Origin of the sequence: Legionella sp. ST3F1, from assembly GCF_048553315.1 — a bacterium.
Classification (GTDB): Bacteria; Pseudomonadota; Gammaproteobacteria; order Legionellales; family Legionellaceae; genus Tatlockia; species Tatlockia donaldsonii.
In genome coordinates, this window is the sequence record NZ_JBLZIO010000012.1 from 1 (window position 1) to 22,797 (window position 22,797).

Sequence of the window (22,797 nt, forward strand, 5' to 3'; positions counted from 1 at the left end):
CTCGAAGCGCCCACACAGTTTGTCTTCCACTTCTTAATGAACCCGCCCCGAAGGCGTGATGCGTATTCTACTCATCCTCACTTCCTTGTCAAACACTTTTTTCATTTTTCATCAAAAAAATGTTTTTTATTTCAGTCTGCTTTTTGTAAGCGCACTTTGGCAATTCGACGTTTACCAACTTGAATAACATAAGATTGACCGGCATGGAGTGTCATCGCAGCGTCTGTTACCCGCTCGCTATCTAGCTTCACCGCACCTTGATTAGTTAATCTAATAGACTCAGAAGTGCTTTTTGTCAAATTAAGTTGTTTGAGAAGTTGCGCCATAACGATTGAGCCTTCACAGGAAATGGTTTGTTCTACCAGATCATCCGGAATCGCCCCTTTTTGAAAACGCTCGATAAAAGCTTGATGGGCAATCTCTGCCTGAGTTGTATCATGGAAACGTGCTATTAATTCCTTGGCTAAATCAATTTTAACATCCCGCGGATTTAAACCTTCAGCAACTGCCTTTTTGGTTTGCTGAATTTCACTACTGGATTTAAAACTAAGTAAATCAACGTAACGCCACATTAATTCGTCTGAAATGGACATGATTTTGCCAAACATCGTTTCTGCTGGCTCACTAATACCAATATAATTATTGAGGGACTTCGACATTTTCTTAACACCATCTAATCCCTCAATTAAAGGAGTCATCATTACGACCTGTGGCTCATACCCATAATGCTTCTGTAATTCACGTCCCATCAAAAGATTAAATTTTTGATCAGTTCCACCTAATTCTATATCGGCTTTTAAAACAACAGAATCATAGCCTTGTACCAAGGGATAAAGAAATTCATGAATAGCAATAGGTTGTCCTGTACTATAGCGCTTGCTGAAATCGTCTCTTTCCAACATTCGTGCTACCGTATGAGTCGCAGCTAAACGAATTAAATCTGCTGCATTTAAACGCCCCATCCATTCAGAGTTGAAAGCCACGGTTGTTTTTTCCGGGTCAAGAATTTTGAATACTTGCTGTTGGTAAGTTTTGGCATTTTCAATGACTGCTTCCTGGCTTAAAGGCATGCGAGTTACATTTTTTCCGGTTGGATCACCAATCATGGCTGTAAAATCACCGATTAAAAAAATTACCTTGTGGCCGATTAATTGAAATTGGCGTAGTTTATTGAGCAAAACAGTATGTCCTAAATGAAGGTCAGGCGCGGTAGGATCAAAGCCTGCTTTAATTGTTAACACCTGATTTTTTTGTATTTTTTTTTCCAGTTCTTGCTCTGGAAGTACCTCTTCACAACCGCGTTTTAATTCGGTGCATACTGATTTTTCGATTATCATAACAACAAAACCTTATTTTTAATGATTGACCTAACATCCTACAGCGAGTATCTTAGCCCGGTTATTCTCTTCTCGCTAGAGTATAGATAATCAGAAGAGATTAGAAGCGTTAAAGCTTAAGTGGTAATGACTAGTTGTGACTGATTCATCAATCTACCGATTGGGTTGAGGCACCTTAACTAAGCGGTCAGAACCAGAAGATGACTGTAAATATATTTACTGTAGCATTTTAAATAACAGCATTCTCCAGGATGACAGTAGTAAAGGCGAAACATGGATCAACGACCCAATGTCTCATTAGAAAATTCTGCAAAGCCCTCTAAATTGCTGGCACTTATTGCCTTGGTGATCGCTTTTGCTCTGCCTTTTGTTTTAGTCAAATCCTTTCCCCACAAACACAGAACAGGTTACAGTGAAAACCGTTTGTCGGTCCCAGAATTAGAAGAACCCAGTTCTATTCCAGTAACTGCTGTACGGCAAGCAGCCGCCACCGTACGAACTCAAAACACACCTGCAAAAGCAGCACCGAAGGTAACCCAGCCCTCTAAAACAACGGAACACGCCTCCGCAGCAACAAAGCCTAAATCGGTTGCGCCCACACGTACGCCAGCACCACCGGCGCCTGAAAATGAGTGGAAGACAGTTATTACAAAGAGTGGTGATTCCCTCGCCACCGTATTTAATCGACTAGGGTTAAGTCCAAAAATATTGCAAGCCATTATTCACGATAATCCGCATGCAAGGACCCTCACCCACCTCAAGCAAAATCAACAATTACAATTTTTGATCAAAAGACACACCTTGCAAAAAATGATAATTCCTTTTAGCGAAACCCAGTATTTAGTTGTTTCCAAAGAAGGGCAGCGTTATAAAAGCAAAGTGAATTCGCGCAAGATGAATAGCTACAATCATTACGTCACTGCCACTGTGCGCGGTTCTTTGTATAGTACCGCCAAGCGAAATAACATTCCTTATAAACTCATTCAGCAAATGACTGAAATTTTTACCTGGGATATTAATTTTGCCAAAGAAGTGCGAGCGGGGGATCAATTCACTATCATCTACGAAGCTTTTTATATTGAAAATAAAGTAGTTGGCACGGGTAATATTATTGCAGTGAGTTACAAAAACCGCGGCAAAACTTATCAGGCTATTCGCCACACAGATAAATCAGGGAACACGGAGTATTATTCCCCACAAGGGACCGGTTTAAAAAAGGCGTTCAATCGCTACCCGCTTCGCTTTAGCCATATCAGCTCCACTTTTAGCCTATCAAGAACACATCCCATTTTACATTACAGGCGTCCTCATAAAGGGGTGGATTTGGCAGCGCCAATCGGTACGCCGATCACCGCAACAGGTAATGGGCGTATTGAAATTATTGGCCGTCAGAGTGGTTATGGCAACATGATAAAGATAAGCCATAATAAACTTTACAGTACTATTTATGGACATATGTTGAGATTTCAAAAGGGCTTATCCAGAGGCTCCTATGTCAAACGCGGTCAAGTTATTGGCTATGTCGGACAAACAGGTTTGGCAACAGGTCCGCATTGCCATTATGAATTTCATATCAACAGGCAACCCAAGAATCCTACCACCGTTGATTTACCACGCGGATTACCCGTTCCCGCCAGAGAAATGGCTACTTTTAAAACCAAGAGCAACCTATTATTAGCTCAATTAAAACAGTATGAGAGAGCTGCTCTTGCCAGTAAAGGTCCTAATAAACCCCACAAAATAGCATAACCTGACCAGCACCCATCTGTTCATTTTTTATACTAATAGACTATACTTCTAAGGTTTGATGCATTAAAGCAAGCATAAACTCTGTGGAGAAAGAAATGAGCAGAAAAGAGAAAACCCCTAAGGCTGAAAAAGTAACTACTACCAAGAAAAAAAAGCTTGGCTCTGAGAATTTAAAAGAGGTTAGTGGCGGTAGATTGAGTCCAACGCGTATCCCTTGGCTGCCTAGAGGAAGATAGCGCAACAATAGACAACCTAGGTAAAAAGCTGGCGTTTAGCCATCGATTGGAATAAACCATCCTGCTGCATTAATTCGGAGTAGGTTCCTGATTGGATAACTTCCCCCTGATTCATTACCAGGATTAAATCAGCTTTCTCGATGGTCGTTAAACGGTGGGCAATGACTAAGCGAGTCGCTTTTAATCGTTCTAAACTTTCAATAACAACAGACTGGGTAAGATTATCCAGGGAACTGGTTGCTTCATCGAAGAATAGAATTCTTGGCTTTCTAGCCATTGCTCTTGCAATCAGTACACGCTGGCGTTGGCCTCCCGATAAGGTTCCTCCACGCTCAGAGACAATAGTATGCATCCCCATTGGCATTTTACGGATATCATCGGCCAAACCAGCCATTTCCGCAGCATGCCAGGCATCCTCCTGAGTTAAAGGTGCAGAGCCGACGATATTGTCAAACAAGGTGCCTGAAATTAATATACTATTTTGTAATACTACTCCGCATTGCTCGCGAACACGCTGTATATTTAACTGTTTAATATCGTGGTCATCAAAGAAAATATTGCCTTGCACAGGCTTTTCAAAACCCAGTAAAAGGCGCAAAAGTGTTGATTTCCCTGAACCGGAAGGCCCAGTAATAGCAATATATTGCCCAGGCTCAATTATAAAAGAAACGTCTTTAACAACTGTCTGCTCTTTAGAGGAATAAGAAAATCGTAAATGGTCTACCTCAAGCTTACCCTGTAACATCCCGGGATCAAGCTTCCCGGCGTAGATTTCAGGAATGTTTTCAATAATAGGCTTAATGCGTTTCATAATGGGGATACTGTTGATAACAGTACTGATTGCATCGGTCATTGCGAGCATACTCGCGGTAAACTGTCCTAAAGCCGCGTTAAACGCCAAAAATACTCCCAAACTGGGTGGATGTTCACGGCTAACAAATTGGGCAAAAATGATGACATACAATATAGTCAGGCATAAAGCATTCAAACTGGATAACAACGCGTTATACCAATTGGACTTATAGGTCTCCTTTTTTATCTGACTGTTTTTTATAGCCCACAACGAGAAAGCTGTTTTTTCGCGACCACTAGTCTGGATTTTACCAATACCCCCTAATAGTTGTACCACTATACCAGAGAGCTCCCCGCCAAGAGATGCTATCGCTTTATAATGAAAAAGTTGCTTTATGCTAATAAACAGTGTGTAAGCACAAACGAACAATATGAGGAAAATAGCTATTAAGGCCAATTTAACATCGTAATAAAATAATAGTGCAATACTAAAGAATGAAAAAATACCACTTAAAAGCGAGCTAATAACGACGCCAGCCATAATTTGCCGAACACGACTAGTTGCCATGGCCCTTTGGGCTAAATCACCGGTAGTAAATTGCTGAAAAAAAGTAACAGGAAGGCGAATAAGTCTATCCCAAATAGCGATTTCAAGATTAAGATTTAACTTAGAGCCGACCCGAAGCACGGTAATGGCTCGAACAAGCTCAAATAAACCAGCAGCCAAAGCTGCGACAACCAAAGCCCATACGATCTGATGCAATTGAAATTTATCGCCGGCAGGCACTACTTGTTCAAATAGAATGCCAGTAAACCATGGGGTAACCAAACTGAGTATCGCAGCAAAAGAACCTACCACTACCAAGCGAATTAAATCCCGCTGGCAACCTTGGAATGCAAAAGAAAATAAATCTCTAATTTTTAGTTTTTCCTTAGGTAGCGAAGAATAAATTTGCCAGGCTTCCATTGAAAATAACTCTGCGTCCTCGAGGGTTAATTTTTTCCTTAACCCTTTGAGGGGATCAATCAAAATGGAACCACGAGCCCCCTTAGGTAGTACCAGATAAAATCCTTCTTCATTTTCTTTTTTTAATAACAGGGGGTGTGTAACAGTCTGCCACCAGTTTTTACTCAGCCGGACTTGGCGCGTTTGCATGTCTGTTTTTGATGCGATTTCCTCTATTCTCGTAAAAGTAATATGTTCAGCCAAGGCGATTTGATAAAACTGAGCTGCATTTTGTATACAAAACGTCAGTGTATTGCTTCGTCCTATTTTACCAATAGAGCCATAGTGATGCAGAATTGAAAGCATTTGCATATGAGCACGTTTGAGTACATTATTTTCAATTTTTTTCCTTTCGCTGATACGTTGCGCTTCCTTGTAACGCGCCAACTTGATAGTAGCCATTAATTGCGGCTGAATATGATGGTAAAAACTTAAGAGCTCATCATGTAATTGGTCGGGCGACCCGGCAGCGATATCGGCAGTAGGCTGTTTGGCATAGTCACTTTTATATTGATGTAAATAAGTAATAAAGTGTTGCTTCCACTGTTGTAAAGACTCTAATCGTGATGGCTTGTCAAGAGCATCCCCGCGTAAGCGCTTTAAGGTAGTATTAACAGAGCAAGAGGCTAATAATTGCAGGCTCTCTTGTTTATCCCCCCCCTGCAATCCAATGAGGACTTCACCGGTTTTCCAGTGTCCTAAAGGATAACGCCTACCACACTCTTTTCCGCGAGTAGGGATTAGAAACACATCAACGCTCCCGCTGATAATTTCATAATGGCAATCAGTCGCAAGTAAATCAAACTCGCGAGGAAAAGAATCTTGCTTATCTGAAGTACCAGTCATTATTAGGCCTCACTCGCTAATAAACGACAATAAGCCCCTTGAAGAGCCACCAACTCTTCATGCGTACCACGCTCAACGACGTTGCCTCCTTCCAGTAGAATGATTTCATCTGCGTCACGTATCGTACTTAAACGATGAGAAATGATTAGCAAGGTACAACCCAAACGTCGTAAATGCGTGTCAATAACTTGTTCCATTTGTGCATCAAGCGCAGAAGTTGCTTCATCCAGGATAAGGATACTCGGCTTTTGGAGCAACGCCCGGGCAATTTCCAAACGTTGGCGTTGTCCACCACTAAAGTTGGTGCCGCCTTCGTTAATCATGCTTTCGTAACCATTTTCTCGTTCACCAGTAATCACGTCATGCATTAAGACTGCTTTACAAGCATTAAGTATTTCCTCATCCGGAACCAGAGGATCCCATAGGGTTAAATTGTCCTTAAGCGTTGCATGAAATAAATTGATATCCTGGTCCACGCTGGCAATTGAATGTACCCTTACCTCGTTGGGGATTTGCTGCAATAATTTTCCATCAATCCAGATTTTACCTGACCAAGGTTGATAATAGCTGAGTAAGAGTTTACCAATAGTTGATTTACCACTTCCTGAACTTCCTACCAAAGCAACTCGTTTACCTGGTTTAATTTCCAGGGAAAATTTGGTTAATAAGGGCTCTGCGAGAGGGCTATAGCCAAATGTAACGTCTTCAAAAACCACGTGTCCTATCAGCTTATCAATCCTGGCGGGGGTTTTGGTGGTCTCCTGATAACGCTCTGCCAATTTATGCGAGGTAATATCTTCTATCGTTAATAAATCGGCTGTAGTTTCCTGAATCTTTCCGGCCAGCATCACCAACATTTTGATTGGATAGATAAATCCCCTGTATAACAGTTGAAACCCGACCACTGCTCCAATAGTCATCTCTCCCTCGATTGTTAACCAGGCACCCAACCCCAGGATGAGTGTATTGGTTAATAATTCCAACACGATTGGAATTACCGAAATACAATCTCTCGTCCATCCCAACTGTTGCTCAGCTAATAAATAATTAGCGTGCATACCGCTAAATTTACGGAAGAAATCACCCTCTGCACCAGATGCCTTATAAGTTTCCATCATTTGCAAACCACTAATCGCAGTACTCATTAGATTATTTAACGCTTTGGTCTGCCGTTTGCTTTCACTGGCTCGTCGTTGTGCAACAAGAATGAGAATTAACACGTTAATTAAAGTCGAGAATATGACTAACAACGTTAAAGGTACACTTAACAAGAACAAAATGGCCAGATAAATGAAAGCCAGTAATATATTAACCATATTCGTGCCAAATTGTTGCGAAACTAAATTGGCAACAGTATCGCTAGCCTGCAAACGATTAAGGATATCCCCCAGATAGCGCTGATTAAAAAAAGACATGGGTAAGCGAAGTAAATGCCAGAAAAAGAAAGAACCATTCATTAGAGCCATTTTAGTCTCTAACCGACTCAACATAATTCGTTGATACCAGGTTAATAACGCATTAAAACAAGCCGCAATTACTAAACTGATTAAAACAGGCCTTTGCCAATTCGTCATATCCTGAATGAGAACCTCATCAATAAAGATCTTATTCAGCCCTGCGATAGCAATCCCCGGGATTGCCAATGCTAATGTGGCAAGTACAATGAAAATGACAGCTGCTGTGGAGCTTCGAAGCCGGCTCAATAAACTGGGTAACGCTTTGGGTCTATGGCCAGATTTAACAAATTGGGGACTTGGTGTTAACTCAAGGATAATACCTGTAAAACCTTCGTCAAATTCACCCCATGTTAAAACCCGGGCTCCGTAGGCCGGATCATTAATATAGACATGATGTTTACTTGCGCCTTCCAGAACCACAAAATGGTTAAACTCCCAATGAATAATGGCTGGTAAATGAGATTGTACGATCTCTTCAGGTTCAATACTGTAAGCATTCACCTCCATCCCATGTTTTTCTGCTGCGCGAAAAATATTATCGGCTCTACTGCCATCACGAGAAACACCACAATCATTACGTAAGACATCAAGAGGAATCCATCGGCCGTAATAAGCCAGAATAATTGCCAAAGCGACTGCACCACATTCAACAGACTCCATCTGCAAAATATTGGGTGTCTTGTTTATACGATAAAACAATTTAGTCATTATCATAATTCATTAGTCTATCCCTAAAAATTGTTTAATCGCCGGTATAAGCAAACTAATAGGAGGCTGCTTTTTAGTAATAATATCTGCTGTACATAAAGTACCGTTAGTCACAATCATATTAGGCCCCTTCGAGGTAGTCCATTTGTAATGACTTGGTGTATCTGCTTTGGTTAAATTAATCCGCACATACAACTGAGGCCCATACTTTGTAAAATCTTCCACTAATTTTTCATTCGACAAAACAGCCATCATGCTACTCTGACTACTGGGGAAATTCGCTACATCCTCGACAACACCTACAATACTACCGTATTCCTGTTTCGTTACTGTACTAGGCACTACCTGGGCTGGCATTCCAGGCAGAATAACCTTACCCATCCCCGCAGGCACATAAATCACTGCATCTACCGTTTCAGCGTAGGGTTCAATGTCCATAATTTTGACCCCACTTTGTACAATTTCCCCTGGTTTGCCAATGATGTTAATGATCTCTCCATCGACAGGGCTTAGGATAATACTCCCTACTTTAAGCTTTTTCTGAATAAGGGCTAAGTCCAGTTGCACCTGTAAAATACGATTACTGATTTCCACTAATCGTTGTTGATTGGCTTCCGTACGGCGCTTAAATTCGATAATGTTCTCCAACATCTTTTTTCTAATTTCATCACGTTGTTGTAATTCTTTGAAATAATTACTTTTTAGTTCGGCTAACTCTTGGCGAGAAACCACTTTATCAACTAATTTCTCTTGCTCATCGAGTGATTTTTTCAAATATTGCACATGAAGATTGGCATTTTCCAAATCTTTAGCCCAATTTTGTTGGAGTACAATATTATTCTGTTGTTCGAGTTTAAAATCTTTTTGGATAAACTGGTGTAAATTGCCGCGCTGTTTTTGCAGTGAGTCCAGCATCTGTTGTTTATGTTCCAGTTCTAAAGCAAGCAAGGGTAGTTTAATAGTGGCCAATTGCTGGCCTTTCTTGACCAGATCACCAATTTTCACATTAACAGTTAGCAAACGACCTGAATCTTCCGCTATAACATCATATATTTTTTGCCCGCCGCTAATCAGAATTCCGTTACCAGAAATCCGTGTATCAATAGTACCCCATAGAGACCAAGCCAGAATCATTGTCAAAAGAAGAACCAGGGCTGTTAATATGAGCCAATTTAAAGGAGGAACAATACGAAAAAGATTATCTAATTTTTCCGGACTGTTTAATCGGTGCAGACTTTTTTCACGAAACAATTTTGCCATAAATCATGCCGATCGATTAGCCTATGTTTTCAGTATATAGCTGATATTGCAGGATTTCGAATTCAAGAAATAAAAGTAGCCGTTGCCGTTTCATCAATTTTTAGAACTAGGGGCAACGGCAGGATTTTGGTTGGCACCGGGCTTCACATTTATTCCAGGCTTGCTACCTCCAGAGATATTTTTTAAATCTTCGGAAGAAAGTTTTTTGTTTCTTAGCCTGGCCCCTTCTTTTTTCACTTTTTTAGACATCTGAATCACCATTTAATTAACCCTATTGGTTGATTATAGTTCATCGATAAAAAAAGATAGCCTTCCCGCTAATCAGGCAAAGAGATAACGACAAATAGCCACACTTGCAATAATACCTGCGAGATCAGCCAATAAACCGGCCGGAATTGCATGTCTTGTCCGTTTTATACCGATTGCACCAAAATAAACAGCAATGACATAAAAGGTTGTCTCCGTACTTCCCATCATTGTTGCTGCGGTCTTGCCAATCAGCGAATTCCCTCCATGTTCATGGATTAATTCAGCCATTATTCCCGTTGAAGCACTACCGGAAAAAGGTCTAATGAGGGCTAAAGGCAGTAACTCGGTTGGCATACCAATAGCAGACAGTGCTGGCGCAAGCAAACTGCCAAGTAGTTCAAAAAAACCTGAAGCACGCAACATGCCTATGGCAACTATCATCGCAACAAGGTAAGGAATAATGCTTACACTGGTATCAAAGCCCTGTTTAGCGCCCGTTACAAAAGCATCAAAAACATTAATTTTTTTCAGAGCCCCGTACAAAGGTATCCCTACAACAAAAGCAAGGAAGATCCAGTTAGAAAATTGATTGGCAAAGTTATTCATTGATGCTACTCATGTCTTTAATTCGGTAACCAGGTAATTTAGCGAGTTTTTTAACCGCGATAATCGCAACTAACGTTGAAATAGACGTTGCAACCAATGAGCTAAAAATAACACTACTGGGATGCGTACTACCATTTGCGGCAAGAAAAGCAATTGCAGTAGCCGGAATCAGTTGCACACTGGAGGTATTAATTGCCAGAAAAGTACACATAGCGTCACTCGCTTCTTGCGCTTGTTCATTCAAGCGCTGCAACTCTTTCATAGCCTGCAAACCAAAAGGTGTGGCAGCATTGGCAAGCCCTAACATATTAGCCGATATATTGAGTACCATGGCTCCCATGGCAGGATGATCAACTGGGACATCAGGAAACAAACGACGCATCACCGGCCGCAGTAATCGAGCAAAACGATTAACCAAGCCAGATTCTGAAGCAATGGCCATAATACCCAGCCATAGCGCCATGATACCCGTTAACCCCAGGGCGATCTCAAAACCAAGCTTTGCAGAATCTGTCACTGCATGGACAACTTGTTCGATACGCCCCTGGATTACTCCGACAACAACGGAAAGCAGGATCATCCCCAACCATATTGCATTAAGCATTCTTGTACCTCAACAACGTCATAGGTTAAAATATATACTCCACACGAATGAGGAAAGTTATGAATAGGTTTTACCAGTATCTAAAAATAACAAAACAGCTTGTTTGGATTGGTTGTCTGGGTCTTTTATCATTCAATACCAATGCTGCTATTCACCCCAAACAACAACAGGCTATTGAAACAATAAATGAACTATACCACAGCCTGAATCAGATGCAGAAATCGGATATGACACACAGGCTTGATACCATTAGCGCCCAATTTTTAGGCAAGCCTTACGTCCTTGGCGCTCTCGGTGAAGGAAGCCATGCCCGCTTTGATCAAGAGCCTCGTTATCGAACAGATGCCTTTGACTGTGAAACTTATGTAACGACAGTACTGGCCTTGGCACTGGCTAAAGATACTACAGGATTTAAGCAGTGCCTAAGCAAACTGCGTTACCACAATGGACAGGTTAGCTACGTCACCCGTAATCATTTTACCGAGCTGGATTGGAACCTAAACAATCAGCGTCAGGGTTTTGTCAAAGATATCACTGAATCCTTTCAAGATAAAAGCAAAGCGCCTGTTGCCAAAATAGCCACCGCTTTGATTGATAAACCGTCCTGGTACCAACATTTCACCCTGGCAACTATCCGCTTGCAATCACCGGATAAAGCAGAGCAGACAAAGCGCTTAGCCGAACTCAAAACCAGAGGAAGCAAATTGCCAAAAACCAACGCGCAACTGCCATACATACCCCTAACTAGCTTGTTTAACGCAAAAGGTGAGCCCAATCAATATCTGTTTGCTCAAATACCTGATGGAGCCATTGTTGAAATCGTAAGACCGAATTGGAATCTGCGCGAACAAATTGGCACCAATTTAAATGTCTCCCACTTAGGCTTTGTATTTTGGAAAAACGGTGTTGCTACCTTCCGACAAGCGTCTTCAATCTACAATAAGGTTGTCGATGTTCCCTTAATTGACTATCTCAAAGAAGCCTATGAGAACAGCCCGACAATCAAAGGTATCAATGTACAAATCGTTGTACCGAAAAGCCCTCTGACTGATAGCTGTGGTGTCTCCGCATAACAAAGACCGGTCTCAACCTTGCTGGTGAAAAACCAGCAAGGTTTTCAATTTAAATAATACAATAGCTGCCAATAGCAATGGTTCGGTTATAAGGTAACTTATAAAATTCGATATTCAGGTTTGCAGAATAGTTCCGCATTAGAAAAGCAAACAACTTTTCCTGCCAAAAAAACATGAGTGTCTTTTTTTCCCGCGAAGCCACAACATTCGGTACCTCAACAAGGTAAGTGGCTGCATCAATATTCAGTTCAAATGGCAGTAAGCCCTTTTTCTCATTCGCTCTGGTCAACGCTTGCGGAACAGAGATATTGTCCATGAACCCATAATGCAAGGTCAACTGACAAATTTTCTCATCCAGCCGCGCTACTTCAAAGCGTTGGCTGTAATGCACATGCGGTTTATTTTCTACCGTGTAATTTACAATCAATATATTTTCCGGGACAGCAAGGCTTAATTTAAGGAAATGGAGAAAGCTACCTCCACTGCGATCATAGATATCGGTAATGAAGATCGCTGTCAATCCTGATAATTGCTTAAGGGATTTATAATGTAACTGTTTGACAATTTTGGAAATATCTTCTTTCTGCATATAAAAATTATGAATTAAAAATTGCAATCCCAAGTTCCAGGTATACATGATGAAAGCAACAACCAAGGCAAAACAAACAGGCACCCAACCCCCTGTTAAAAATTTATGAGCATTAGCACCCAGGAAAGTCAAATCAATAAACAGGAAAGGGGTAAACACGAGAATGATGCGAAGTAAAGACCAATGCCAGACATGGCTTGCTGCATAAGCTACCATGGTTGTCACCAGCAACATATCCAGGTTAACGGCAATACCATAAGCATGGGTCATCCCGCTTGAATTTTTAAACGTAAAAATAAGCAATAACGTACCGACTAATAAGACAAAATTCATTTGTGGAATATAAATTTGTCCCATATGTTCTTTTGAGGTTTGCACAATCGGCAGACGTGGGTATAAACCTAATAAAACAGCCTGTTTGGTTAAGGAAAAGGTGGCTGAAATCACCGCCTGTGAAGCAATTACCGTAGCAATAGTCGCTATGAGGATGAGAGGAATGCTGAACCAATCAGGAGAGAGCATATAAAAGGGGTTTTCGATGGCTTCCGGATGTTCAAGTAAATGCGCGCCTTGTCCGAAGTAATTCAATAGAAGGCCGGGTAAAGCAATACTGAACCAACTATAACGAATGGGATTTTTGCCAAAATGACCGATATCAGCATAGAGGGCTTCCCCGCCTGTCATTACCAGGAAAACGCCTCCAAGCAAGAAATACCCTCTGAAACCATTTGTATGTAAAAAATCATACGCATAATAAGGGTTGATAGCTTCCAACACGACAGGATTATCAGCAATATGTACCGCCCCCAAGATACCAATGGTAACAAACCAAATCAGGATCATGGGTCCAAAAGCAGCCCCAATTTTTCCAGTGCCTTTCGATTGCATAATAAAAAGCAAAATCAGGATGGTACAGGATAAGGGAATAATAAAGTCATCAAACTGAGGCGCGATGACTTTAAGACCTTCTATGGCACTGGTCACTGAAATCGCCGGTGTTAACATCCCGTCGCCTAATAGAAGGCCGGCACCAAAGATAGCCAGAAGATAAAAAAGAGACTCATGAGTCGTCTTTTTTTGCTTAAGCAGTGCTAATAATGCCAGAACGCCGCCTTCCCCTTCATTATCTGCGCGAAAAACGATGACTAAATACTTGATGGAAATAACAAGAATCAATGACCAGAAAATTAACGATAGAACACCTAGCACCTCTACCAAATTGATTGGCAAACCACTTAAGGTTTCGCGCATGGCATACAGAGGACTGGTACCAATATCCCCAAAAACAACCCCTAAAGCACCGAGGGCTAAAGGAAAAGAAACTTTTTTCTCAGATATCATAGTTAAGGGTATTGTGAATAGCGTTATCTAAACCACTATAACCAATCAGAATAGGATTGCGTAGTATTTATAAAACTATTTTTAACTTAACAACTTATTCCAGCAACTGTTGATTGCGAAATAGAGATGGATGCTTAATAATGGAAAAATTCTTCTATTAAAGGAGCGGGAATGTCACACAAGAGCTCTCTTGGGCGCTTGGCCTTTGTTAGTTTATTGACTTTTGCTTTGAGTGGCTGCTTCCGCCCACCCTATAACAATTTCAAACCCTATAATCGTACCTATATCCCGGCCAGCCAGGGTGCTTTGGCTGGAACCGTTGCTGTTGCCGCAGCAACCGGACCTGTAGGGGTAGGAACAGCAGCTGGAGCCGCGGTAGGTGCTCTCATAGGGCTTAATAAAGAGAGCCGACGAGCTGTTATTAATGAATTAAAAAAATTTGATATCCAATTTGTTGAATATGGCGACACACTCACACTCATAGTGCCTACCGATCGCTATTTTATTTTTAACAGTGCACGCTTCAATGAACTCTGTTATCCAGGCTTATACAGCATCATCAAGCTGATCAAAATGTATCCTCCACACTGCCCCGTTTATGTTGCAGGTTTTTCTGATAATGTGGGTTCGCGTGACTATAAAAGAAAAATGTCACAAGCTCGTGCCGAAACCATGTTGACCTTTTTATGGGCTAATGATATTCCTTCACAACGGTTGATTGCAGAGGGTTATGGTGATAAAAACCCGGTGGCGGACAATCAGCTTGTTCATGGCAGTGCTCAAAATCGCCGCCTGGAAATACAGTGGTTTAACAATTGTTCGGTTGCGCAGGCTCAACCTGCTCCTTTTAGAGGCGTTTTCAAGTAGTTTTACTACCATACGCGCCCAGTAACTGGTAGGTGTATTGATGAAATCCAGATTTATTGGTGGGATCCTTCTTATTGTCGGCACGTCGATTGGTGGCGGGATGCTTGCCTTGCCTGTAGCGAATGCAGCAACCGGCTTTTGGCAATCCTCTCTTTTTTTATTGCTATGCTGGGCAATCATGACTCTCGGCGCGTTATTTATTCTGGAAGCCAACCTTTATTTACCGCCCGGTAAGCATATGGTTTCTATGGCGGCAGCAACACTTGGTGTGCCAGGTTTATTCCTGGCCTGGTTGAGTTATCTTTTTCTTCTCTATACCCTTTTGGCCGCTTACATTTCCGGGGGTGCCGACGTCTTTGGTAATTTATTTGGCAAACTCGGCATTCCTATTGACGAATGGCAAGCCAGCCTTGTGTTTACTGTCCTTTTTGGTCTGGTGGTTTACGGTGGCATTCGCCGCGTGGATCTACTAAATCGCGGTTTAATGTTTGGTAAATTAGCAGTCTATCTTCTTCTCGTAGTATTGATCGCCCCCCATGTTAATTTTACCCACTTTCAGGGAGGACATTACCAATACATCACCGGCACAGTGATGATTTTGATCACCTCATTCGGCTTTGCAATCATTGTACCTAATTTACGTGACTACTTTAATGACGATGTCAAGGCTCTCAAACAAGTCGTATTAATTGGCTCACTGATCCCTCTTTTATGCTATTTAGCCTGGGATGCCGTCATCATGGGTAGCCTCTCTTCCCATGGGGAACAGGGTTTAATCGCTTTGATGCATGATGACCATACCACAAGCGCGCTGGCAGCGACCCTATCTAACACCGTGCAAAATAACGTGATTAGCTCTTTGTTTAATTTCTTTACTTCCATCTGTATGCTAACTGCTTTTCTTGGTGTTTCACTTTGTCTCATTAGTTTCCTGGCAGACGGCTTAAAGATGACACAGAAGGGTAGGCAGGGTTTTGGTTTGTTTCTGCTAACTTTCGTTCCACCCCTGCTCATTGTGATTTATTATCCTGGTGCCTATATCCACGCTCTAAGCTATGCTGGTATTTTTTGCGTGATCTTATTGCTTCTTCTGCCAGCATTGATGACGTTGTATGGCAGAAAAAAATTTTCAAGCCGCTATCATGTTCCTGGCGGTAAAATAGCCCAATGGTTAGTTATCATTTCGTCGGTAGTATTACTTATTAATGCAATTTGGCAGTTAGTAGGTTAATCTAGTTAATTCATGTCAGTAAACTAAAATACCATTGACTGCAACAGGTATTTTAATTTATCATATTGGTTTAATTTTATACAAACGGATGTTACAGTGCCTGACTCGAAATTCATTGGTGGCATGTTGCTCATTGTTGGCACCTCCATTGGCGGAGGAATGCTCGCTCTCCCCGTATCAACGGCAGAGGTTGGCTTTACCAATTCAATTTTTTTCTTGATTATGTGCTGGCTGGTTATGACCGTAGGCGCCTTACTTATTCTAGAAGTGAACTTACGTTTACCGGCCGGTTCTAATATGGTATCGATGGCAAAGTTCACCCTTGGAAAACCGGGACAAATTATTGCCTGGATCACCTATCTTTTTCTTCTCTACACATTGCTAGCCGCCTATATTTCCGGCGGTAGTGACGTTTTTAATGGTTTACTGCAAAAAGCCCATATTCCTCTCCCAAGCTGGTTAACCTCACTCTTGTTTACTTTGCTATTTAGTTTCGTTGTGTATGCTGGTATTCGAGCCGTTGACTACGTAAATCGCGGCCTTATGTTCGGTAAACTTGGTGTTTATTTGCTGCTGGTTATTATTATCAGTCCGCATGTGGATCTGAGCAGCTTGCGTGGTGGCTCTATTAAAGCCATTACAGGTAGCCTGATGATTTTAATCACCTCGTTTGGCTTTGCTTCGATCGTACCGAGTTTGCGTGAATATTTTAATGACGATGTTCATGCGTTGCGTAAGGTTATTCTTCTTGGTTCGCTGGTTCCCTTGACTTGCTATATTCTTTGGGATGCAGTAATCATGGGTGTCGTAGAGCGAGAAGGCAGTGATGGTTTACTGGCCCTTATGACGAATGACCATGCTACTAGCGGCCTGACCAATGCATTGAGCAATGCCGTGCAAAGTGAATGGATTACTGGCTTTTTTGGCTTTTTTACTTCGATTTGTATGATAACTGCTTTCTTAGGGGTATCCATTGGCTTATTTGATTTTTTAGCTGATGGCCTGACACTGAAGAAAACCGGATTACAGGGTAAATGGACTTTAATACTAACCTTTCTCCCGCCGTTGGCAGTTGTATTAATTAATCCTGGCATTTACCTGCATGCTCTAAGCTATGCAGGAATTTGCTGTGTCATTCTCTTATTGCTTTTACCTGCGTTGATGACTTGGCGCGCCAGATCAGTTGATCCTCGCGGAGGGATTCAACTCGTTCCTGGTGGTAATTTAAGTTTAGGGTTAGTTACTTTAATAGCCGTGTTTCTGCTTACTCTCGCAATTTAGTTTAGTCGCGGGCAATCTGCCCGACAAATTGCAATTCCACTAAAGCGCCTACTTATTTCATCCAGACTACAAATCTCAGACATTAGAAAAGGTGATGTCTGGGTTCTGTTCTTGAAGGCGCTCGGCCATTTCCTTGGCCAGCTCATGATTGAACAATTCCTCAAACGCGAGGAAATCTAGCCAATAGGTCTGTAATACCAATAAGCCCTTGTACCCCATCTCTAAATTGTTTGCTAATAATCGTTCAGCCACTTGTACAAACTGATGATCATAATGTTGGGTAATTGGTTTTATAGGTACTGACAAATTAGCTAACATTTTCTCAAACGCTTTATTAAAATAGTGAGTAACTAACTTAGGTACCGGCAAATTGCCATCAAAAATACGATGATCAGCGCTGATAGATACTGGAAGAATATCCTGTGGTTCAAACTCTTGAGTCTCTTTATTCCATACAGGCTTACGTTCGACTTCTAACAGGGTAATTTTCATCGCTTCGGATGAGCGCAAAGGTGATTTAGTTCGGGCATAACCGCAAAAACCGATATTACTTAAAGAGACAACGGAGTTTCCAGGCATGGGATAAGCGTAAAAATCATTTGCAAATTCATATAATCCTTTATTAACAATAGCCTTTAGATGAGGATATTCTTGCTCAAGCTGTTCCCGCCTCTTATAACAGTAAACCATCACTCTGACAATATTCCTTACTCTAACCGCTAACTCTTGTACAGTTGTTTGGTGGCAGTTCTCAAAAACAATAGTCCCAATGTGATCGCCGCATTCTGGTAATTTTACAATTAAACCAACATAGGCTTCCTTACTCTGATACATTTTCTGATGGCTTAGAAAAGAGCGGAAAGAATCATGCTCACTTATCCCCATGCTTATAGCGTGCATCATAAGCGTAGTGATGGTTTCTGGGGGAAATTTTTTATTAAAAAAATCAATGCAACTTACATTGAGATTAAATTCACCTACCATAGTCGGATCACTGGGATTATCCCATTGAGTCATGAATACTTTGCGAATAGGCGTCATTTCAATTTCATGGTTGAGTTCAGCATACCGCTGGATACGTGGAAAGAGCTCATGCGCAACTTTCATGAAAAAGTACCAATTTTCACTTGGCTCAAGCCCTATTTTCTTTATCTGCTCAGTATGTTTCTTATCCAGCTCTTGCAGAAATTCAATTGCACCGTCAACACCCTGTAATGCTACTACCGAAGCCACATATTTATATTGTAAAAAAATATTGCTCAGTAACTGGTTTTCCAGATATTCAAGCTTACTGCGCATAAGATCGTGCTCAGGTAGCCCAATATCACGATATAAATCGGCCTCACATACATGTCGATGTTCATCATCAATAATCGTTGTAAATACTTTTTCAGCAATTCCCTGTCGCTGCAGGCTCTTGAAAATTTCTTCAATCCACCCTTCTCCAATTAAATTTAATAAAACTACCGCAATCTTGGGACAATCTTCATTACGAATAAAATTACATAGGTGTTCAATATTTTCGTTGTATGCAGGGGGTAAAGCATGTGGTGCGCACAATAAATAAACAATTTTGGTAAATACCATGCCATGGAAAATTTCATCCAGCAATTGAATTCTCATACGCTTTTGATCTGCGGGAGAGGACATCTTGGATTCAAATTTTAATGGCACCTGGATTGCTAAAACTTCTAATTGAGCCAATAAAGAGAACGTATAGATATAAAACAATTTATCATGCTTTAACTCGAAAGGAAGGCCATCCTTAAATAACTCGTCCATCCGGTTTTTAATCAATTCCTTTTCTTCGCTGGAAATACGGTTCCAACCCTCTAAAATCCATTGTTCAGAGCCCCAGGAAGGTCTCAATAGTTCGCTAAGTTCGTTCACGTATCATCCAGCATCTAAATCGTAGTGCCTGAATCATACCCACAGCAAGCAGACAGCGTCAACCATCACTCTCGCTGCCGGTGAACTGGCAATTACACAATTATTATAAAATTGACGCGACAGGATCTGGTTATTTATGCGATATTAAGTAATACTTCGCTGTAATAAATCAGTACTCTTCCTATGATTAAAATCAAACCTTTCCTGAAATGGGCTGGCAGCAAATTTCGCTGTATTGAAACTATTTTAAATTCTTTACCTGCCGCGGAACGCCTCATCGAACCATTTACTGGCTCCGGCGCAATTTTTGTTAACTCCCACTACAAAAATTATCTTTTAGCAGAAGAAAATCCAGATTTAATTGCCTTGTTTACCTGCTTGCAAAAGGAAGGCGACGTATTTATTGATTATTGTGCCCGTTTTTTTGTATGTGAAAATAATTGCGCATCTAAATACTATCAATTACGTGAGGAATTTAATCAAAGTACTGATACACGATTGAGGGCGGCTTTATTTCTCTATTTGAACCGTCATGGCTACAACGGCCTATGTCGTTATAACCGCAGGGGCTTATATAATGTTCCTTTTGGTCGCTACAGTAAACCTTATTTTCCGCGCTTGGAAATGATGCACTTCCAGCAAAAAAGTCATTCAGCACAATTCGTTCAAGGTGATTTTCGTCAAACCTTTGCTCAAGCGCGAGCAGGTGACCTGATTTATTGTGATCCACCTTATGTACCTCTTTCAGCGAGCGCCAATTTTGCTTCTTATACGAATAAAAAATTTAATGAAGCGGATCAAATTGACCTGGCCCAGCTTGCTAGGGAAAGCGCCAATCGGGGTATCACTGTCGTTATTTCCAATCACGACACACCGTTTACCCGCCATCATTATCGTAACAGTCAAATGATATCCTTCCCTGTCAAGCGCTTTATCAGCTGCCAGGGTAACAAGCGTCATGCTGCTCAGGAACTTGTAGCCGTATTTAGTCAACAATAAATTATTTATACCACTCTGAGTTAGCTTTCAGGCGAAGTCTTGTTGACTACAGCAAGTCCTTACATAAGGACTTGCCAGAGCCTAGTGAACAGTAGAACGAACATCTTTCATAAAGAAAGCAAGAATAGTCACAAGAAGAAGGGAAAGGGGTAAGATTGATAAGGCAAGCTGATAATCCAAAACAGTATAAATGTGTTCCCCATTTACAATCCGACTATCACCAAAAGTATCAAGCAATTTACCAACTAAGGGCTGAAATACTACTCCACCCAGAGTAACAATCATGTTAACAGCGGCAAAGACAGTGCCTGATAACTTAGCACCACTATTTTCTTTTCCCATGATAAAAACAATAATTTCAGTCGCGCTGAATACCCCATAGAAAAACAACAAAATATTTAACCAGATATAGGATAAGCCAGGGTAATAAAGCACAAAACTAATACAAACCAGGGCCATTATTGCACCAACGACCAAGGGCAATACTCGGCGACCAGTTCTGTCGGAAAAATAGCCGGCTAGAGGAGCCCCTACTGCCCAACCAAGAAACATGGCAGAAATAGTTCTTGCAGCCTCAATTTTAGTCAAATGATGTGCTTGCTCCAGATAAGTTTTTCCCCATAACTCACCGAATACTGATAAAGAGGTATAAAGACAAGCACCGACGAACCCAATTAACCACACCTGCGGGGAAGATAAGACATGCCATACATTTCCAAAAAATTCTGGCCATGCATAGCGATGGGTGGTATGCCCTTCGGGACCGTCTCGTACAACAAAAAAGATGATGACAGTAAGCACGGCACCAATGGTGACCATAAGGGATAGGACATGATACCATCCCAACGCCAAAGCCATATCAGTAATTTTCATTTCGCCATATACCAAGCCCAACATACCTAATGTAGTAATTAAGCCGGCAACCAATGAAAAATAACGACGCGGCAACCAGTGCATTGCAAGCGATAAAACGCCGACAAAAGCAAAGGAAGACCCGAAGCCCACTAAGAAACGCCCGCTTCCTGCGATGAGCATTGATGAGGTATCTGTAAACATCCACGACCCAAGTGCACAACAGAGACAGGCAAAAGTTAATAATCGTCGTGGACCAAAACGATCCATCAACATTCCCACCGGCAATTGCATAGGGGAATAGGCAAAATAATAAAATGCTGATAATTGCCCGAATGTGGTTGCGGAGATGTGTCCAAAAGCAGCACTTAGCTCACTTTGCAAGGCTCCGGGTATGATTCGTAAAACGAATTCATAGCAGTAGAAAAAAGCCCCTACTGCACAGATTAAACTACCAAGCAGGGCTTGGTGTCGAGTGATAGGTTTAGTTATCTGCATTAGCATAAGTTTCCTTCAAAAAGAAGGTTAAAATGGCAGCAATGATTATGCCGATTGGAATAATTGATAAAGCAAATTGATAATCATCTGCTGTATACAACTGTTGTAATTTATCCACAGACACTTCTTGCAAAGGCAGACTGGTCATATGAGTAGATAAACTAAAATCCAGTAAACGCCCGACTAAAGGTTGCAAAAACATCGCCCCCAACATCACAATCATGTTAGTCATGGCCATTGCTGTCCCAGCCGCCTCATTAGGACTTAACTCTCGTCCTACGGCAAAAACGATACACTGTGCGCTATACAACAGGCCGAGAAGAAACATTAAAGCGCCAATATGCGATTCTGTCAGGCCTGGCATATACAGAACTATCATCATCACAATGCCTGCGCCTGCCGCACCAAATAACATAGGTGGTTTACGACGCTTTAATTTATCCGATAAATAGCCCATTAAAGGTGCGCCGATCGTAAATCCTAAAAATAATAGTGAGTTGGCAAAATCTGCACCTGCTTGCGACAAACCATGCGCATGCTTCAAATAAGGAATTCCCCACAACTCAGCAAAAACCGTTGTTGGCAAATACACTAAACAGCCGAACATCCCGTTAATCCATATTTGCCTATTTTTAGCAATAATTCCTAAATCGATCATGCTCTTTTTAAAATTCTCTACTGTACCGCTGCGCCGTTGATGGCTTTTCTTATCTCGGATACCAAACCATAAAATAATGGCTAAACCAATACCAAAATAAGCGGTTAAATTGACTGTCTCACGCCAGCCTACGTTTATGACCAGAGTACCCAGCAAATTATCGCCGATCATTGCTCCGATCGTACCCAGAGCAGCAGCCAAACCTGAAACCATTGCCAGCTTATTTTCAGGCAGCCATATTGTGGCAAGTTTTAATACACCAACAAAAGCGAAAGCAGAACCAAAGCCGACCAAAAAACGTCCAGTAGCCGCTATCCAGAATACAGTGGTCCCTGCAAAGATAAATGTTCCTACAACACAGATAAGGCAAGCGATGGTTATCAAAAGCCTCGGGCCATAACGATCCAGGAGCACACCGACCGGTATCTGTAAAGGAACATAAGCATAGTAATAGAATGCCGAGAGCAAACCAAAACCGGTAGCAGACAGATTAAAGTGTTCACGTAGGGAAGGCTCCATGACACTGGGAGAAATTCGCAAAAAGTATTCATAACTGTAATAAACGGCGCCAAGACCGCAAATTAACCAGGCAGCCAACAAATATTTTTTATCATTCTTCATTCGGAAAAAGACTCCTTCATTAATTGGTTAGGCATGACGCCTCAGTA

The 22,797-nt window shown here is 41.5% G+C and carries 18 protein-coding genes; 7 read left to right on the top strand and 11 right to left on the bottom strand.

The genetic code is table 11. The features are described 5' to 3' along the window. Window positions 1-131: 131 nt before the first annotated feature. Complete coding sequence (gene tyrS, locus ACN4Z1_RS09390; RefSeq protein ID WP_228362822.1) at window positions 132-1,337, bottom strand: tyrosine--tRNA ligase; 1,206 nt, start codon at window positions 1,335-1,337, stop codon at window positions 132-134. A 273-nt stretch (window positions 1,338-1,610) separates the two neighbouring features. Here tyrS and ACN4Z1_RS09395 point away from each other — a divergent pair, with 273 nt between their 5' ends. Together ACN4Z1_RS09395 and ACN4Z1_RS09400 are read left to right on the top strand one after the other, a co-directional pair. Further along, a complete protein-coding gene (locus ACN4Z1_RS09395) occupies window positions 1,611-3,086 on the top strand; it encodes a peptidoglycan DD-metalloendopeptidase family protein (protein WP_228362823.1) in 1,476 nt (491 codons plus the stop codon). Between the two features lie 95 nt (window positions 3,087-3,181). Further along, window positions 3,182-3,322, top strand: coding sequence for a hypothetical protein (locus ACN4Z1_RS09400; RefSeq protein WP_181879400.1), 141 nt, complete (start codon window positions 3,182-3,184; stop codon window positions 3,320-3,322). 16 nt (window positions 3,323-3,338) lie between these two features. On the opposite strand, the gene ACN4Z1_RS09405 is transcribed toward ACN4Z1_RS09400, so the two are convergent. The 6 genes from ACN4Z1_RS09405 to ACN4Z1_RS09430 all read right to left on the bottom strand — a co-directional run bounded on the left by ACN4Z1_RS09405 (window position 3,339) and on the right by ACN4Z1_RS09430 (window position 10,850). After that, window positions 3,339-5,966 (bottom strand): NHLP bacteriocin export ABC transporter permease/ATPase subunit, encoded by a 2,628-nt coding sequence (locus ACN4Z1_RS09405; protein WP_228362824.1) that lies wholly within the window; start codon window positions 5,964-5,966, stop codon window positions 3,339-3,341. A 2-nt stretch (window positions 5,967-5,968) separates the two neighbouring features. Then, entirely contained in the window at window positions 5,969-8,131 is a 2,163-nt protein-coding gene (locus tag ACN4Z1_RS09410) for an NHLP family bacteriocin export ABC transporter peptidase/permease/ATPase subunit (RefSeq protein ID WP_228362825.1), read from the bottom strand. Between the two features lie 12 nt (window positions 8,132-8,143). Then, window positions 8,144-9,391 (bottom strand): NHLP bacteriocin system secretion protein, encoded by a 1,248-nt coding sequence (locus ACN4Z1_RS09415; RefSeq protein ID WP_228362826.1) that lies wholly within the window; start codon window positions 9,389-9,391, stop codon window positions 8,144-8,146. 93 nt (window positions 9,392-9,484) lie between these two features. Beyond that, window positions 9,485-9,640, bottom strand: a complete 156-nt coding sequence (locus ACN4Z1_RS09420) for a hypothetical protein (RefSeq protein ID WP_228362827.1) — start codon at window positions 9,638-9,640, stop codon at window positions 9,485-9,487. Window positions 9,641-9,712: 72 nt separating this feature from the next. Next, window positions 9,713-10,246, bottom strand: a complete 534-nt coding sequence (locus ACN4Z1_RS09425; RefSeq protein WP_115222122.1) for a spore maturation protein — start codon at window positions 10,244-10,246, stop codon at window positions 9,713-9,715. Beyond that, the gene (locus ACN4Z1_RS09430) at window positions 10,239-10,850 is read right to left on the bottom strand and encodes a nucleoside recognition domain-containing protein (RefSeq protein ID WP_228362828.1); all 612 of its coding nucleotides are present in this window, start codon (window positions 10,848-10,850) and stop codon (window positions 10,239-10,241) included. The genes ACN4Z1_RS09425 and ACN4Z1_RS09430 overlap by 8 nt, the downstream gene beginning before the upstream one ends. A gap of 59 nt (window positions 10,851-10,909) precedes the next feature. On the opposite strand from ACN4Z1_RS09430, the gene ACN4Z1_RS09435 reads away from it, so the two are divergent. After that, window positions 10,910-11,923, top strand: coding sequence for an N-acetylmuramoyl-L-alanine amidase-like domain-containing protein (locus tag ACN4Z1_RS09435; protein ID WP_228362829.1), 1,014 nt, complete (start codon window positions 10,910-10,912; stop codon window positions 11,921-11,923). Window positions 11,924-11,972: 49 nt separating this feature from the next. On the opposite strand, the gene ACN4Z1_RS09440 is transcribed toward ACN4Z1_RS09435, so the two are convergent. Beyond that, a complete protein-coding gene (locus ACN4Z1_RS09440) occupies window positions 11,973-13,853 on the bottom strand; it encodes a potassium transporter Kup (protein ID WP_228362830.1) in 1,881 nt (626 codons plus the stop codon). Window positions 13,854-14,024: 171 nt separating this feature from the next. Between ACN4Z1_RS09440 and cmpA the strand changes: the two genes are divergently transcribed. The 3 genes from cmpA (at window position 14,025) to ACN4Z1_RS09455 (ending at window position 17,232) form a co-directional block, all read left to right on the top strand. Then, window positions 14,025-14,720: a C-OmpA-like family protein CmpA gene (gene cmpA / locus ACN4Z1_RS09445; protein WP_115222126.1), complete on the top strand. Its 696-nt coding sequence runs from the start codon at window positions 14,025-14,027 to the stop codon at window positions 14,718-14,720. A 40-nt stretch (window positions 14,721-14,760) separates the two neighbouring features. Continuing rightward, complete coding sequence (locus tag ACN4Z1_RS09450; RefSeq protein ID WP_228362831.1) at window positions 14,761-15,951, top strand: amino acid permease; 1,191 nt, start codon at window positions 14,761-14,763, stop codon at window positions 15,949-15,951. A 96-nt stretch (window positions 15,952-16,047) separates the two neighbouring features. Beyond that, entirely contained in the window at window positions 16,048-17,232 is a 1,185-nt protein-coding gene (locus ACN4Z1_RS09455) for an amino acid permease (protein WP_228362832.1), read from the top strand. Window positions 17,233-17,307: 75 nt separating this feature from the next. On the opposite strand, the gene ACN4Z1_RS09460 is transcribed toward ACN4Z1_RS09455, so the two are convergent. Then, the gene (locus ACN4Z1_RS09460) at window positions 17,308-19,122 is read right to left on the bottom strand and encodes a 2-oxo acid dehydrogenase subunit E2 (RefSeq protein WP_228362833.1); all 1,815 of its coding nucleotides are present in this window, start codon (window positions 19,120-19,122) and stop codon (window positions 17,308-17,310) included. Window positions 19,123-19,305: 183 nt separating this feature from the next. On the opposite strand from ACN4Z1_RS09460, the gene ACN4Z1_RS09465 reads away from it, so the two are divergent. Continuing rightward, the gene (locus ACN4Z1_RS09465; protein ID WP_228362834.1) at window positions 19,306-20,121 is read left to right on the top strand and encodes a Dam family site-specific DNA-(adenine-N6)-methyltransferase; all 816 of its coding nucleotides are present in this window, start codon (window positions 19,306-19,308) and stop codon (window positions 20,119-20,121) included. 81 nt (window positions 20,122-20,202) lie between these two features. Here ACN4Z1_RS09465 and ACN4Z1_RS09470 read toward each other — a convergent pair whose 3' ends face one another. Both ACN4Z1_RS09470 and ACN4Z1_RS09475 read right to left on the bottom strand, forming a co-directional pair. After that, window positions 20,203-21,471, bottom strand: a complete 1,269-nt coding sequence (locus ACN4Z1_RS09470) for an MFS transporter (RefSeq protein WP_228362835.1) — start codon at window positions 21,469-21,471, stop codon at window positions 20,203-20,205. Continuing rightward, a complete protein-coding gene (locus tag ACN4Z1_RS09475; protein WP_228362836.1) occupies window positions 21,458-22,750 on the bottom strand; it encodes an MFS transporter in 1,293 nt (430 codons plus the stop codon). Before ACN4Z1_RS09475 ends, ACN4Z1_RS09470 begins: the two co-directional genes overlap by 14 nt. Window positions 22,751-22,797 lie beyond the last annotated feature (47 nt).

Bases quoted from the DNA above. Each gene is read 5' to 3' on its own strand.
- tyrS (WP_228362822.1), bottom strand. From the start codon at position 1,337: ATGATAATCGAAAAATCAGTATGCACCGAATTAAAACGCGGTTGTGAA.
- ACN4Z1_RS09395 (WP_228362823.1), top strand. From the start codon at position 1,611: ATGGATCAACGACCCAATGTCTCATTAGAAAATTCTGCAAAGCCCTCT.
- ACN4Z1_RS09400 (WP_181879400.1), top strand. From the start codon at position 3,182: ATGAGCAGAAAAGAGAAAACCCCTAAGGCTGAAAAAGTAACTACTACC.
- ACN4Z1_RS09405 (WP_228362824.1), bottom strand. From the start codon at position 5,966: ATGACTGGTACTTCAGATAAGCAAGATTCTTTTCCTCGCGAGTTTGAT.
- ACN4Z1_RS09410 (WP_228362825.1), bottom strand. From the start codon at position 8,131: ATGACTAAATTGTTTTATCGTATAAACAAGACACCCAATATTTTGCAG.
- ACN4Z1_RS09415 (WP_228362826.1), bottom strand. From the start codon at position 9,391: ATGGCAAAATTGTTTCGTGAAAAAAGTCTGCACCGATTAAACAGTCCG.
- ACN4Z1_RS09420 (WP_228362827.1), bottom strand. From the start codon at position 9,640: ATGTCTAAAAAAGTGAAAAAAGAAGGGGCCAGGCTAAGAAACAAAAAA.
- ACN4Z1_RS09425 (WP_115222122.1), bottom strand. From the start codon at position 10,246: ATGAATAACTTTGCCAATCAATTTTCTAACTGGATCTTCCTTGCTTTT.
- ACN4Z1_RS09430 (WP_228362828.1), bottom strand. From the start codon at position 10,850: ATGCTTAATGCAATATGGTTGGGGATGATCCTGCTTTCCGTTGTTGTC.
- ACN4Z1_RS09435 (WP_228362829.1), top strand. From the start codon at position 10,910: ATGAATAGGTTTTACCAGTATCTAAAAATAACAAAACAGCTTGTTTGG.
- ACN4Z1_RS09440 (WP_228362830.1), bottom strand. From the start codon at position 13,853: ATGATATCTGAGAAAAAAGTTTCTTTTCCTTTAGCCCTCGGTGCTTTA.
- cmpA (WP_115222126.1), top strand. From the start codon at position 14,025: ATGTCACACAAGAGCTCTCTTGGGCGCTTGGCCTTTGTTAGTTTATTG.
- ACN4Z1_RS09450 (WP_228362831.1), top strand. From the start codon at position 14,761: ATGAAATCCAGATTTATTGGTGGGATCCTTCTTATTGTCGGCACGTCG.
- ACN4Z1_RS09465 (WP_228362834.1), top strand. From the start codon at position 19,306: ATGATTAAAATCAAACCTTTCCTGAAATGGGCTGGCAGCAAATTTCGC.
- ACN4Z1_RS09470 (WP_228362835.1), bottom strand. From the start codon at position 21,471: ATGCAGATAACTAAACCTATCACTCGACACCAAGCCCTGCTTGGTAGT.
- ACN4Z1_RS09475 (WP_228362836.1), bottom strand. From the start codon at position 22,750: ATGAAGAATGATAAAAAATATTTGTTGGCTGCCTGGTTAATTTGCGGT.